The following is a 13,783-nucleotide window of genomic DNA, read 5'->3' as shown; positions in this document are numbered from 1 at the left end:
AAACCGAGGAGCGAAAGCTCCTCGGCTTGTTTTGTCCGCTTATTTGGGGGCGGTCATCTCTTGGAAGAACGCCAGGTAGGCGTCGCACAGCGCGGCGTAGTCCGCCTTGCTGGCCAGCTCAAACGGCGAGTGCATGGAAAGCAGCGCCGGGCCGCAGTCGACCGTGTCGATTCCCTTTTGGGCCAAGTACCGGGCCAGCGTGCCGCCGCCTGCCTTGTCGATCCGGCCGAAGCTGCCGCACTGCCATGGGATATTCCGGCGGTCAAGAATTTCGATAAACTCAGCGGCGATCTCGCCACGCGCCTCGTTGGCCGATACCTTGCCGCCGGAGCCGGAGAACTTGATGATGCCCACGCCGTTCCCCATCAGAGCCTGCTGATCTCTCACGTAGTAGCTGTCGTACAGCGGGTTGCGGCCCGACGTGACGTCGGCGCTCAGCGCGACGCTCTTGCTGAGACAGCGGCGGAGCGACAGGCTGTCGGCCGGCTCTTTAGCCGCGTGGAGCAGCTCCAGCGCCAGCTGTTCGACGAACGCGCCTTCGGCGCCGCCGATGCTCTGGCTGCCGATCTCCTCTTTGTCCATCACCATCAGGACGGCGGTCCGATCGGGCGTTTCGGTCATGGCCTGCCAGGCTTCGAGGGTGGCGCAGGCGCAGATTCGGTCGTCCAAGCCGTAGGCGCCAACCAGCCCCCGGTCAAATCCCACTTCCCGGGCCGGCCCGGCGGGAACGAGCGCTAAGTCGGCGGAAGCGAACGAGCTGTCGTCAAGGCCAAACCGGTCTTTGAGGACTGCCGACAGGGCGGCTGAGATCTCGCCGTCGTTCGGCCGGTGCGCCACGATGGCGTCCAAATTTTCCGCGTCAACCGTCTCAGACGCCTTACGGTCGTTCATGTTCCGATCGATGTGGGGCTCCAGGTCGGGGAAAATGAAAACCGGGTCCGCAGCGTCCTCGCCGACGACGACGGGAAGCGTTTCCCCGTGGCGGTGAATTTCACCGTGCAGGGCCAGAGGCACGTTGGTCCACTGGTACTTCTTGATTCCGCCGTAATAGTGGCAGTCGAACATGGCGATGTTGTCCTTTTCGTACAGCGGCCGCTGTTTGACGTCCACCCGCGGCGCGTCGGCGTGTGAGATAATAAAGTTGAGCCCCAAGCTGACCGGAAGACGGCCGACGCGGACCAAAGCGAAGGCCCGGCCCTTCCAGTTCATGTACAGCGCGGAGCCGGGGCTGGCGGGGGCGCCCTCTTCCAAGGCGGCAGCGCCCAGCGACTTTGCCTTTTCCTCCAAATACCTGACGACTTCCCGCTCGGTCTTGCACCGGCCCACGAAGTCCATCAGCCCCTTAGCCCGAGGTTCGAGTTTCTCCGAGCCGTCGTAGCGGGCCCAGCCTTTCATCAGATCTTTCTTTTTCTCTTCTCCCATGTCGTTTCTGACCTCCTCAGCGTTTGTTCACAGAAGGCTTGCCACAGACGAGTATACGCCTTCAGAGGAGGCCGTTCCAGTCCGTAAACCGGAGGCGAGTTCATGTTTATCACCCTTGAAGGAATAGACGGCTGCGGGAAATCCACTCAGGCCGCCCTGCTGGCGAATCTGCTGGCCGAGCGGAGAGACGTTGTGCGCACCCGTGAGCCCGGCGGCTGGCCCGAAGGCGGGGCGCTGCGCGAGCTGCTGCTTCACGGCGGCCTTTGCGGCAGCTGGACCGAAGTTCTGCTGTTCGTGGCCGATCGGTGCGAACACGCCTCGAAAGTCATCCTGCCGGCGCTCCGCCGAGGGGAGACGGTCATCTGTGAGCGGTACAACGACTCAACTCTCGCGTATCAGTGCTGGGGGCGAGGACTTGATCGGGAGAAGGTCGAGGCCCTGATCGACTGGTGCGGCCTTCCTCAGCCCGAAGTGACGCTTTGGTTCGACCTGCCGGTGGAGCTGGCTCTAAGTCGTCGGGCGAGCCGAGGCGGCTGCGACCGTTTTGAGGCGCAGGAGCTGGCGTTTCACCGACGGATCGCCCAAGGGTTTGCCGAGTTGTCCCGCGAGACTGGGCGAATCGTCAGGATCGACGGCGCTCAGAGCGAAGCCGACGTGACCGAGCAAATGGTTAACGCCCTTCGGCAGAGGGGCGTTCAGTTCTGATGGCCCTTCGGGAGCTTGAGGCAAGCGTCAGGTGGCAAAAGCTGGCCGAGCTGATCAGGGGCGGACGGGTTCCTCAGGCCCTGTGGCTTTTGGCGTCCGAGGGCCTAGCCGAACGGGCCGCCGAGGACTATGCCCGACGGGTCCTTTGCCTTGAAGGGACGAACTGCGGCCGCTGTCCCAGCTGTCGGTGCTGGGACGGGAGTACTCACCCGGACTGGATCGTCCAGCAGGATGCCGCCAAAGCCATGACGATTGACGAATGCCGCCAAGGGGCTCTGGCTCTCGGGTTGGCTCCGGTGGCGGCTCCGTATCGGCTGTTGACGGTCTGGCGGGCCGATGAGCTGCTCCCGCCGGCGGCAAACAGCCTGCTGAAAATAACCGAGGAACCGCCGCCCCGCGGGCGGCTGTGTTTTGTTTCTTCCACGCCGAATTTGTCGGACACCTTGCACAGTCGGGCCTGGATGTTATCATTACAGGGACAGGACGTATCCGAGCCTGCTGAGCCGCCGTCAAGCGACGCCCAGTGGGCCGAGTGGCTTGTCCAGTCGGCAGCGAAGGCGGCTGAGGAATGGCAGCGGGAAACGGCCGGCTGGGCGGCTTGGTGTCAGGCCCGAGGGGACCTGCGCCGCGCGTCCGTGTTGTCTCAGATATCCCAGACGGCTCGAAACGCCCATCTGTCGTCATCCCAGTGGGCCGATCTGCTGGTTCTCATCATGAGGGAGGATTACCCGTGTGAATACGTTTTTGACGATTTACGGCAAGCCTCGATTTTTAGGCCGTCTCGTCGTGGAAGATGACGTCTCTCTAGTCAGGCAGTCGCCGGTTTTCATCGAGACGCCCAGGGGAACGGAAATAGGCACCGTCGTAGGGCCGCTGTCGGAAAGCCAGGCGGAAGCCTACCGCCAACAGGCCGAAAGCGGCGAAAAGGGCACGAGCGACAGTCAGCTTCACGAAGTGAGCTTTTTAGGCATACCAACAGTCGAGCAGATGGCCGAACAGGAAGAACTCCGCCGGGAAGAGGAAAGCGCTCTCGTCACGTCCCGCAGGCTCTTAGAAGGTCACCAGCTGGAAATGAAGCTGGTGGACGTGGAGTACCTGACCGAACGAAAAAAACTGTACCTGTACTTTACGTCCGAAGGCCGGATCGACTTTCGGGCGTACGTCCGCGACTTGGCCCGGGAGTTCCGCACCCGGATAGAGCTTCGGCAGATCGGCGCCCGTGACGAGGCAAAAGTGGCCGGAGGGCTTGGCCCCTGCGGTCGGCCTTGTTGCTGCAGCTACTGGCTTCATACCTTTATGCCCATCGGCATCCGCATGGTGAAAGAGCAGAACCTGAGCCTGAACCCGACGAAGATCTCCGGCCTGTGCGGCCGGCTCATGTGCTGCATGTCCTACGAGCAGAGCACGTATCACGAAGTTTGGAGTCACCTGCCCGCGCCGGGCAGCAAGGTGAAAAACGCCGAAGCCACGTACGTGCTTTCAAGCATCGACGTGGCCCGGCTGACGTGCCAAATAAAAGGCCCGACGGGCTTTTTCTCAATACCTGTCAAGATCTTCCCCGACTTTAAGGCCGCCGTTCAGTCCGGCCAAGTTTGGGACAACGAAGCTCACGGCTTGGACGTCGACGGCAAAGCCCTCGAAAGCCAGCCCTCTCGGTGCTGCGGCTGCAGCTGCCCGCTCAAGGTCGGGGCCGCGCCTGAGCAAAGTTGCGGCGAGCCGGAATCTGCGCCCCTGAAAAAGCCCGAGCCGTCGCAGTTCAAAGAAGATGACCCAAGAAGAGCTTCGGACCGCCGGCGCCGTAAGCCGTTGGGAGGAAGCTCAGACAGTCAGCCGGAACAAAAGGCAGCAGGAAACCGCCGGCCTGACGGAGGGGCTCGCTCTGGCGTGAGCGTCGGGGGAATGCAGACGCCCTCAGGCGGCTCTCAGCGCCGCCGTCGGCCAAGACCTCGTCCAGCCGGCAAGCCGGCTGGGGAAGGGCGGTAACCAAGTGGTTTTTGGAGGATTTTTTGACCGGCTCAGCGACGTGAGACGGCGTTGGAGCGGGTCACTGACCCGTCTTTTCACCCGCAGCGACATCACGCCCCAGTTTTGGGATGATTTGGAAGAAACTCTCATCGTGGGCGACGCGGGCGTCGATACCGCAGAGGAGCTGGTAGCCAGCCTGAAGGAAACGGGCCGGCGGGAGGGCATCAAACGGGCTGATGAGCTTTTAGAGGCGTTTGCCCGCCTTCTGGTAGCCCGCCTTTCTGCCGCCGACGGGACAGGTCAGCCGCTGCGGCTGGCCAGCGGTTTGAACGTCTGCGTCATGGTGGGGGTCAACGGCAGCGGCAAGACGACGACTGCTGGGAAACTGGCCTGTCAGTTCGTCAAGGCCGGTCACAAAGTGATGATGGCCGCGTCAGACACGTTCCGCGCCGGAGCGAGCGAACAGCTTCAAGTCTGGGGAGAAAGGTGCGGCGTCAGAGTGGTGGCCCAGAAGCCCGGAAGCGATCCCGCGTCCGTGGCGTTCGACGGGATTACCGCCGCTCAGGCCGCCGGCGCTCGGCTTCTCATCGTCGACACGGCCGGGCGGCTCCAGTCTCGGCAGAACCTGATGGCTGAGCTGGGCAAAATCTGGCGTGTCGTCGAGCGGGCAGTCGGGAAGGACCACGTGGAAACGCTCATCGTCCTTGACGCGATGATCGGCCAGAACGCGTTCGTCCAAGCCGACCTGTTCGGTCAGGTCGCACCGCTGACCGGCGCAGTTCTGGCAAAATACGACAACACCGCCAAAGGCGGCGTCGTCCTGTCGATCACCGAGAAGTTGGGCGTCCCGGTCAGGTACGTCGGGGTGGGCGAAGGGGTGGCCGATCTGGCGCTCTTCGAGCCGGAGTCTTTTGTTCGCGGGCTGTTGGGTTTAGCGGGAGAAAAAGAGTAAATTCTGGAGGCGCACAATGATTCCACGGTATGAAACGCCGGAAATGTCGTCCATCTGGTCGCTGGAGAACCAATATCGCAGCTGGCTCCGCGTTGAGCTGGCAGCCTGTCGGGCTTGGGCAAAGCAGGGGCTTCTGCCGCCCGAGGACCTGAAAACCATCGAGGAGAAAAGCGGCTTTGACGTGGCGCGGGTTCTGGAGATTGAGGCGGAGGTCCATCACGACGTGATCGCGTTCGTGTCGTGCGTTGCCGAGAGAATCGGTCCGGCCGGCCGTTTCGTCCATCTGGGACTCACCAGCAGCGACGTGGTGGACACCGCGTCGTCGCTTCGGCTTCGCGAGGCGCTGGACGTGATCGACCAAGCGTTGCTGAAGTTGTTGGAAGCGGTATGGAAACTGGCTCAGGCTCACAAGTACACGCCCGAGGTGGGGCGAAGCCACGGGGTTCACGCCGAGCCCATCACCTTCGGCCTGAAAGTCCTCACCTGGTACTCCCAGCTGCTTCGGGACAGGCGGCGGCTGGCCTTTGCCAGGGAAGAAATTTCCGTGGGCAAGATATCCGGCGCCGTGGGGACGTACGCCCATTGTCCGCCGGTCATCGAAGAGCGGGTCTGCGCCGAGCTGGGACTGACCCCCGATCCGGTGTCGACTCAGATCGTCCAGCGAGATCGGCACTGCACCGTGATGTTCGCGTTGTCTCAGCTGGGGGCGACCATGGAGCGGATCGCCACAGAGCTGCGTCACCTGCAGCGCACCGAGGTTCTTGAGGCGACAGAGCCGTTTAAAAAGGGGCAGAAAGGTTCGTCGGCTATGCCTCACAAGAAAAATCCCATCCTGTCGGAGCGGATCTGCGGCATGGCCCGGCTGCTTCGGGCGTTCGTCCTGACGTCAGAAGAGAACGTCGCCCTGTGGCACGAACGGGATATCAGCCACTCATCCAACGAGCGGATTATCTGGCCGGACGGCTTCCACCTGTGCCACTACATGCTGAAAACTCTGACCGGCGTGCTGAACGGACTGAACGTTTTCCCAGAGCGGATGGAGCGTAACCTCAAACTCACCGGCGGCTTGGTTTACAGCCAGCGGGTGCTTCTTGAGCTGGTCGAGCGGTTCGGGATTCGGCGGGAGGACGCCTACAAAGCGGTTCAGCGCAACGCCATGGCCGTTTGGGAGGGGGAGGGGCACTTCCTTGACCTGCTGGCTTCCGACGAGCTGCTGGCCGGGCGTATCAGCCGGGACGAACTGGCCGAGCTCTTTACGGACGACTATTACTTTAGGTACGTGGACGAAATTTTCGGCCGGTTCGCCGCGCCGGAAAGCCTTCCCGCCGCGGGACGGCTCTGCTGAAGGAGGAACTGGGATGGAAAGCCTTTTTGGGGTTGGAAACGGTTCTGCGCCGGATAGAAACTTAGCACTTGAGTTTTGCCGCGGGACGGAAGCGGCTGCCATGTTGGCTGGCCGCTGGATGGGCCGGGGCGACAAGAACGCCGCCGACGGCGCGGCCGTTTCGGCCATGCGGTACATGCTGAACACAGTCGATATGGACGGCATAGTCGTCATCGGCGAAGGCGAAAAGGACGAGGCACCGATGCTGTTCAACGGCGAGAAGCTCGGCACGGGCAAGGGCGTACCGATTGACATCGCCGTTGACCCGATCGACGGCACCCGTCTGACGGCCATGGGGCTCAGCGGCGCTATCAGCGTGGTTGCCGGGGCTCCGAGAGGGACGATGTTCAACCCGAAAAGCGTTTTCTACATGGACAAACTGGTGACTGGCCCCGAGGCCAAGGACGCCATCGACATCACCGTCGGCCCGGCTGAGAACGTGCGCCGCGTGGCCGAAGCCAAGCACAAAGCGGTCGGCGACGTGACCGTCGTAGTTTTGGACCGTCCGCGGCACGAGAAACTCATCGAAGAAATCCGGTCCGTCGGCGCGCGAATCAAGCTGATTCCGGACGGCGACATCGGCGGAGCGCTTCTGACCTGCAAGACCGAGCGCGGCGCCGACCTGCTCATGGGAATTGGCGGCACGCCGGAAGCCGTCATTACCGCCTGCGCGGTCAAGGCGCTGGGCGGTGCCATGGAGTGCCGCCTCTGGGCGAAGAACGAAGGGCAGCTTGCGTCGGCCCTCAAGGACGGCTTTGATATGGATCGGATCATCAGGCTGGACGACTTGGTGTCGAGCGACGACGTGTTTTTTGCCGCCACGGGCATTACCGACGGCGACTTTTTGTCCGGCGTCCGCTATGACGGCGCGAGAATCGTCACCAGCTCGCTGGTCATGAGGTCAAAGAGCGGCACGGTTCGCTTTCTGACAGCCGAGCACCAGCCGCGGAAGCTGGACATGCTCTCCGGCATGAAGTACACAGCGTCAAGTAGGTAGGGAAATGGATTTTCGGCTCTGCAAGGAGAGTTGAGATCGGCCAGCCAAGAGGAATGCTATAATGAGATGATATTTTTATTCCCTCAACAGCCATAACAATCCCGGCGTTGATTCTCTTCAGCGTCCAAAGGAGTTGGTGTTCTGTTGCCAAAATCACGAAGCCTGCACGAACGGATCGCCTTTTGGTCGTGCTTGGCTCTGATGGTTGCCGGCGCGGCTGCGCTCACAGCCTCTGTTTGGCACTGCCAAGTGCCGAAGACCGGTCAGACAGGATCCTCGTCTGTCGTTGACATCTTGAAAGCCAGCAAAGCTGAAGCTGGAACTATTGACGACGTGTCTCAGTCCCTTTTGACGAACGGCCGCAACTCGCTGGTCGTCAGGCCTTCTGCGTCGTACGAAGAAGAAGGCCTCGCGTTGGAAGAGGTGAACCCCAACGACGAGGGCAACGATCTGGACCGACGGGATCGGCTTGGTCTGGATCGGCCGGAATTCCTGCCGCCAGATCCGGACGCTCCGGCAGCCGGGTCGCCGGTAGTCCTCTCGGAGGTGAACAGCGCGACGAGCGTTGAGGGCGTGGAAGTGCCGTCGCTGTGTTCCGAGGCCCCGTGGGTCGAGCATCAAGTCGCCAAAGGCGAGAGCTTGGGCGATATCGCCCAAAAGTACGGCGTGCCCGTTTCTGCCATCATGACGGTTAACGGGATTAAGAACGCCAATCGCCTCACCTGCGGGCAGGTTCTCATCGTTCCAAAGGGAAGCGACGCGATCGATGACGCTTTGGCCGAGGTAAAGTTCCGGGCCGCTCAAAAGGCATCGGAAAAACAGAAGGCCGATCCTATCGCTTGGACCAACTATACAGTTGCTGCCGGCGACAGTTTGTGGTCCATTGCCGCGAAGTTCAACCTGAGCGTGGACTCGATTCTTGGCGCCAACACGATGAAAAAGCCGGATATGCTCCGTCCCGGCATGGCCCTCAGGATCCCCAATCAGGACGGATTGGTCGTGAAGGTCCAAAAGGGCACGACGCTGCCGGCGCTGGCTAAAAAGTACGACGTCTCGGAGACGGCCATGAGGATGGCCAACAACATTCCGGCAAACGGCAAACTCACGGTTGGAGCTGAGCTCTTCATCCCCGGCGCCAGCGCGACGGTGGCGGCCTGCAAGGCCGCTTCAGCTTCGGGCGGGTTCATCACTAAGGCCCCACAGGCCGCGACAGCGGCTGCGGTTGCTTCAGTCGGAAAGGGAAAGTTTGCGTGGCCTCTGCGGGGGCGGATCAACAGCCCGTTCGGCTGGCGAATTCATCCTATTGCAAAGCGTCGGTGGTTCCACACCGGCATTGACATTCAGGGCGCGCGGCACACGCCGATTCGGGCTGCCCGAGCAGGGCAGGTCATTTTTGCTGGCTGGATGAACGGATACGGCCGGGTCGTCGTCACCCGTCATGACAGCGTCAGCTCCACGCTGTACGCTCACGCCCAAACGCTGAAGGTGTGCAAGGGGCAGCAGGTTTCCGCTGGGCAGGTTATCGCCACAGTTGGCACCAGCGGACGGTCAACCGGGCCGCACCTTCACTTTGAAATTCGGTTGAACAACAAGCCGACGAATCCTATGAGTTATCTGCGATAGGAGGCAGCTATGAAGAAAATTTTACTGGCAGTCATACTGATCTGCGTGGGCGTTTCTCTTGCGCTGGCCGCTTCCGACGAAGGCCAGCTTGCGAGCCAGATGAGCCGATTGGAAGAAGTCGTGTACGGTCAGGCCAGACTGGGCGGATTGGATGCTCGGCTTGGAGCGGTGGAAAAAGACCTGTTTGGCAGAGAGCTGCCGGGGAGCTTGGCAGAGCGGAGCAATGCCCTCGCTAACTTCATAGAGCAGGGCTCAGGCGACCAGCCGTCGTTGCTGTTCAAGCTCGGCGTGATCGAATGGGCCGCTGCCTCAAAGGGCGGGGATCGGCTGGCTCCTTTGACCAAGCGGGTCCCGGAGCTTGAAGCTAGCCTTGAAGGGGAAGCGATGAGCGAAAAGCCCTTAGCGATGCGGGTTGAGCGGCTTCTTTCCAAGGTTGTCTCTGAACCCTTAGCGGTACAGTCCGCGACGCTGCCGACTGATACGGTCGTGCGGGCCGAGCTGCTTCAAGACCTGAAACCGGCGACGACGAAAAAGGGAGACGTCATTCAGGCAGTTTTAACCCATGACGTGGTGATTGAGCCCAACTTGCTGGTTGCCCCCCGTGGCAGCCTGCTTCAGGGCGTTGTGACGAAGGTGAAAAAACCGGGAATTTTCGGCCAGCCGTCGGAAATTCGGTTTAACGTCGATAAACTTCTTCCGCTGGGGCCTGATCCGATCCCGCTCGCCCAAGGTGAAGCGTCGAAAAAAGCCGCTCAATTTGAGTTCAGTTACGCTTCCGCGGCTGGGGCGAGCATTTTAGGCGCAGCGGTCCTCGGTCCGGTTGGGCTCGTCGGCGGGCTGTTCGTCCGCGGCAACGCCAAGACCATTCCCGCGGGAACGGTGTTCTACGCCCAGACGGTTCAGGAGCAGAGCGTTCAGGCATACGTCGTCCCGGCGAGCTTAAACTCGATGCTTCAGACCAAGTTTATCGACGAAAGCGCCGGAAATGCAGGGAAGTCTCCAGCGGTGAAGTCCGGCGACGCGCCGAAAAAGCCGGCGTCTAAAAACGCCGATCGTGAGGTGGACAGCCTATGAAGCGATTCTTGGCCTTTATCGGGGCGGCCTGCCTTTTTTCGACGACAGCTCAGGTACCGGCTCAAGCGGTTAGCTTGGGGGGCATTCTGGGCGGGATTGTCGGCGGCTACGCGGTTGAAAAGTTTTCCGACCAGATCAACAAGTTCATCAACACCGTGACGTTCAACAAGGGGCTCGAATCTGAAAAATACACCAAAGTTGTGCCGATCCTCTCCCTTGGAAGCGGAGCCCGCATCGGAGCAGCTCAAGTCTCAGGTCCTAAGGCTGACGGGGTGCAGCGCTGCAAGGCAGTCGTTCAGCTGGAAGCGGACTTTAAGGACAAGGTTCGGGCTAAAATCCTCGTGCCTATTGACCAGATCAACGTGACCAAAGGCTTTAAACGGGTTCATGGTGTTGGGGTTTCGGCAATTATCGACGTTCGTCTGTGATTACCACGAGCCTCCCTGCAGAAAGGGAGGCTCGTTTACTCAAAAGCGCCGGGAGGAGAACGCGGCATGAAGCACATTCGGCTAGTCCTATTCTGCTGCGTTGGTTTGGGAGCCCTCGCAGGTGCTGGAGTCCTTTTGTACCGGGATCTTCGGCTGAATATTTTTGTAGGGGCGGTAAAGGTTGAAGATTCAAAGATTACCTTCTCTAACTTGAGTTTCTCCCGCCCCAGCGGGAACGACGTCTGGACGGTTACCGTTTCCCAAGCCGCCAGGCTGGCGGATCACGACGAGTTCGAGGGCGTCGAGGCGAGAGCGGAAAAAAGCAAAAAGACGCTCCATGCTCCCAGCGGAACCTACTCGGATAAAAATGGATTGGCGGTATTTCAGACCCCATCAGGGAGCTGGGAAAGGCCTGAAGGCCATCTGGAGTGGCAGAGCGGCTTGGTGGAATGGAAAAACAGCGCTGACACATGGAGCTTTTCTCAGGGCGTGAAATTGGAAGATCATCGGTCTGACGGGACTCTGGTTCGGCTGTTCTGCCCCGAGGGGCAGTGGAACGGGGCAGCCAAAACGTTGGCCCTTCAAAATCTCGCAGGAAATTGGGAAAGGCCCGATTCACCGGTGGACATGGCGTCGCCGGCCGCGACTTGGGCCCAAAATGAAGACCAGTGGAGCTTTCCGGATGGCGTTTTGATCGCGGCGTTGGGATACGGGTTGGTCGGAGACAGAGGAACAGTTCGGGATGGGCAGTTCGTTCATTTGGAAAATGGGATCATCATGTGGAGGTTCGACCGATGAAGCGTTGTGTTATTCTGATTGTCGCCGCCTATCTGCTATCTTCGGCCTGCTGGGCAGCTGCTCCCGTGCCCACAACTCTGAACGCCGACCAAGTGGAATACGACCAGAAATCAGGGCTTGCGACGGCGGAAGGGAACGCGGTTCTGATGTACTCGGGGATGAAGCTTCGCGCCAGCCGGATACGGATGAACACGAAAACTCAGCTCGTAGAGGCTTGGAGTGATTCTGTCGGAGAGCCAATCGTCTTCTCGTCAGGCCCGCAGATCGTTCGAGGAAAATACGCCGTCTATCAGTTGGACGAGAAAAAAGGGCAGCTGATCGAAGCGACAGGGCAGATGCCTGCAGGGTTAGGAACAGCTTACCTGAAAAGCCCTGAGGCTGAGTTAGCTCCGGTTCAAGATGCCCTTTCTCAGGGGTGGTTTAAGTCCCGTTACGCTCAAGAAACCACTCAAGACGACGTAGCGGTTAAAATGCACGATGTGATCGTCACGACCTGCAAACAGGTTCATCCTCACTATCACCTGAGAACCCGCCAAATGGTGATTGTCCCCGGCCGGTGGGTGATCGCCAAGAGCCCACGGGTATATCTCAAAGGTCACCTGGTTTTTATTTACCCGTTTGATCTCGTTATCAGCGGCACGGGCGGTCGCCGAAAGCCCTTTGCTCCCAGTCTGACGTACGACAGCAATCGGCAGTTCGGAATCGTCAGCAAGGGAGCGTTCTTCTGGACTGGGGGACAGCTTTCAATCGACATGTATCTATGGTCTCACGTTGGTTTTGAAGGCAAAGTTCGAGTGGACCAGAGCATCACGCCGTGGCTTTCTGCCTACGCGGAGGACAGTTACCAGTGGAACAAAGAGCTTGACCAGAAAAAGCTCCGTCCACGGTGGGGATTCCTTTTGGGCCATTCGGGCTGGAATGCGGAACTGTACTGGGCTGAGCGACAGACCCTTTCGGTTTACCGGCGCCCTGGTGAAGAGGCGTATGAGACGACGCTGTGGCGCAAGCCCGAGTTTAAAGTCAGCTCCCCGTGGGTTGGTCTGTATATAGGCAACTGGGGCCAGTACTGTCAGTTCGATGGCGTCTGGGGGCGCTATCAGGAAGCTGGACTTTATCGGGATCCGGCGTGGAGAACCCGGTGGGGCTGGGGAGGCCGGTACTTCACAGATTACGTTTTTAGTTTGGGGCGCGAGTGGACCGTCACGCCGTTTGTTGACGCGTCGTACCACCAGTATCACTACGACGTGACCGGCAGCCCGACTCAGGACGTGACGACCGCGAAGGTCGGCGTTCTTCTCCGCCATCGGGGGTTCTCTTTGGGGTTGGCATACCTGCGCCAGCGGGTCAGTGGAAGGTCTCCGTTCTCGTGGGATCGGTTCAGCGACGCGGATCAGCTGTACCCGCGGATCGGATTTGACGTGACCAGCCACTGGCACTTGGACGTGCAGGGACTGGTTGACCTGCGGGATTCGAGAGCAAGTGACGGTCACTGGCATCGGGAGCTCAAGTCGGTTGATTACCAGCTGATATACGACAATCACTGCTGCAGCCGATGGTGGTTCTTCGTCCATGATGACCTGACAGACAAGGATGACGATAAGTACGGCATCGCGTTTGAGGTGACTGCGTTCCCCGAGTCCCGGCAGGCCTTGGGCCTGGCGGGGATCTCCAACGCGTTCTCTAGGCCTGGTGTGCCGGCCCGAAAGCAGGCCAGCTCGACGAAGCACGTTCTGCCGCCAACGTTGGAAACGGAGAAAACTTCTGAAGAAGACGGCGTGTACGTCGGCCTATCGTCAGGGGAAAAGGGAACGGACGCCACGAAGGAAAAAACAGCAAAATGAACATAAAAAGCGGCCGGGCCTCACCGAAGGGGCGAGGTCCGGCCGCTGGGTTCTTTCTGTGACAAAATTAAATCGCGTTCGTCGTTATTAAATGACGTCTATTTTGAGGACCTTCAGTTTTCGTATGCCCTTGGGCGTCTTGACGATCACTTCGTCGCCTTTGTGTCGATTGAGGATCGCCCGCCCGACCGGGCTTGCCGAGGAAATTCGCCCCTCTTTGGGGTTAGCTTCCTTCGAGTTGACGATAGAGTAGACGAACTGTTTCCTGTAAGTCTGATCCATCAGGGTCACTTGGGTTCCCACGGCGATCAGAGAGCCGTCCAGACTCGACGAGTCAACGACCTCCGCGCGGTTGAGCTGGTACTCGAGAGACTGGATTTTCCCTTCCAGTTTGCTCTGCTCGTCCTTGGCTGCCGCGTACTCGGCATTTTCGCTCAGGTCACCGAACGACCGGGCCTCCTCAATGCGCTTGGCGATGCGGTACCGCTCCTCGCTTCTCAGGTGAATGAGCTCGGCCATCAGGGCGTCATAGCCCTGGCGGGTCATTTGAATTGATTCGTCGTTCTTTTTCGTTTCAGTCACGGTGGTCCCTCC

Annotated in this window: 13 protein-coding genes; 11 read left to right on the top strand and 2 right to left on the bottom strand. The window is 60.1% G+C overall.

Annotation, left to right across the window (positions count from 1 at the left end; all coding sequences use genetic code 11):
- Positions 1-39: 39 nt before the first annotated feature.
- Positions 40-1,422 (bottom strand): zinc-binding metallopeptidase family protein, encoded by a 1,383-nt coding sequence (locus JONANDRAFT_RS05150; RefSeq protein WP_008521485.1) that lies wholly within the window; start codon positions 1,420-1,422, stop codon positions 40-42.
- A gap of 102 nt (positions 1,423-1,524) precedes the next feature.
- Between JONANDRAFT_RS05150 and tmk the strand changes: the two genes are divergently transcribed.
- From tmk to JONANDRAFT_RS05095, 11 genes are all read left to right on the top strand, one after another.
- The gene (gene tmk / locus JONANDRAFT_RS05145; RefSeq protein ID WP_008521484.1) at positions 1,525-2,127 is read left to right on the top strand and encodes a dTMP kinase; all 603 of its coding nucleotides are present in this window, start codon (positions 1,525-1,527) and stop codon (positions 2,125-2,127) included.
- A complete protein-coding gene (locus JONANDRAFT_RS05140; RefSeq protein WP_008521483.1) occupies positions 2,127-2,924 on the top strand; it encodes a DNA polymerase III subunit delta' in 798 nt (265 codons plus the stop codon). The genes tmk and JONANDRAFT_RS05140 overlap by 1 nt, the downstream gene beginning before the upstream one ends.
- Positions 2,860-4,110: a PSP1 domain-containing protein gene (locus tag JONANDRAFT_RS08460; RefSeq protein ID WP_269207996.1), complete on the top strand. Its 1,251-nt coding sequence runs from the start codon at positions 2,860-2,862 to the stop codon at positions 4,108-4,110. The genes JONANDRAFT_RS05140 and JONANDRAFT_RS08460 overlap by 65 nt, the downstream gene beginning before the upstream one ends.
- A 4-nt stretch (positions 4,111-4,114) precedes the next feature.
- On the top strand, positions 4,115-5,044 hold the full coding sequence (gene ftsY / locus JONANDRAFT_RS05130; protein WP_008521481.1) for a signal recognition particle-docking protein FtsY: 930 nt from the start codon (positions 4,115-4,117) through the stop codon (positions 5,042-5,044).
- A 16-nt stretch (positions 5,045-5,060) separates the two neighbouring features.
- Positions 5,061-6,389, top strand: a complete 1,329-nt coding sequence (purB, locus tag JONANDRAFT_RS05125; protein WP_008523053.1) for an adenylosuccinate lyase — start codon at positions 5,061-5,063, stop codon at positions 6,387-6,389.
- Between the two features lie 13 nt (positions 6,390-6,402).
- On the top strand, positions 6,403-7,425 hold the full coding sequence (gene glpX / locus JONANDRAFT_RS05120) for a class II fructose-bisphosphatase (protein ID WP_008521479.1): 1,023 nt from the start codon (positions 6,403-6,405) through the stop codon (positions 7,423-7,425).
- Between the two features lie 144 nt (positions 7,426-7,569).
- Positions 7,570-9,048 (top strand): LysM peptidoglycan-binding domain-containing M23 family metallopeptidase, encoded by a 1,479-nt coding sequence (locus tag JONANDRAFT_RS05115; RefSeq protein ID WP_008523052.1) that lies wholly within the window; start codon positions 7,570-7,572, stop codon positions 9,046-9,048.
- 9 nt (positions 9,049-9,057) lie between these two features.
- Entirely contained in the window at positions 9,058-10,122 is a 1,065-nt protein-coding gene (locus tag JONANDRAFT_RS05110; RefSeq protein WP_008523051.1) for a hypothetical protein, read from the top strand.
- The gene (locus JONANDRAFT_RS05105; RefSeq protein WP_008521476.1) at positions 10,119-10,550 is read left to right on the top strand and encodes a hypothetical protein; all 432 of its coding nucleotides are present in this window, start codon (positions 10,119-10,121) and stop codon (positions 10,548-10,550) included. Before JONANDRAFT_RS05110 ends, JONANDRAFT_RS05105 begins: the two co-directional genes overlap by 4 nt.
- 66 nt (positions 10,551-10,616) lie before the next feature.
- Positions 10,617-11,348, top strand: a complete 732-nt coding sequence (locus JONANDRAFT_RS05100; RefSeq protein ID WP_008523050.1) for a hypothetical protein — start codon at positions 10,617-10,619, stop codon at positions 11,346-11,348.
- Entirely contained in the window at positions 11,345-13,189 is a 1,845-nt protein-coding gene (locus JONANDRAFT_RS05095; protein WP_008523049.1) for an LPS-assembly protein LptD, read from the top strand. The genes JONANDRAFT_RS05100 and JONANDRAFT_RS05095 overlap by 4 nt, the downstream gene beginning before the upstream one ends.
- Positions 13,190-13,276: 87 nt before the next feature.
- On the opposite strand, the gene greA is transcribed toward JONANDRAFT_RS05095, so the two are convergent.
- Positions 13,277-13,771 carry a transcription elongation factor GreA gene (gene greA, locus JONANDRAFT_RS05090; protein ID WP_008523048.1) on the bottom strand — a complete coding sequence of 165 codons (495 nt, stop codon included), beginning with the start codon at positions 13,769-13,771 and terminating at the stop codon, positions 13,277-13,279.
- Between the last annotated feature and the right edge of the window lie 12 nt (positions 13,772-13,783).

The organism is Jonquetella anthropi DSM 22815 (genome assembly GCF_000237805.1).
Taxonomy (GTDB): domain Bacteria; phylum Synergistota; class Synergistia; order Synergistales; family Dethiosulfovibrionaceae; genus Jonquetella; species Jonquetella anthropi.
The sequence above is the reverse complement of the archived record's forward strand: the minus strand, read 5'-3'. Positions and strand labels throughout refer to the sequence as shown.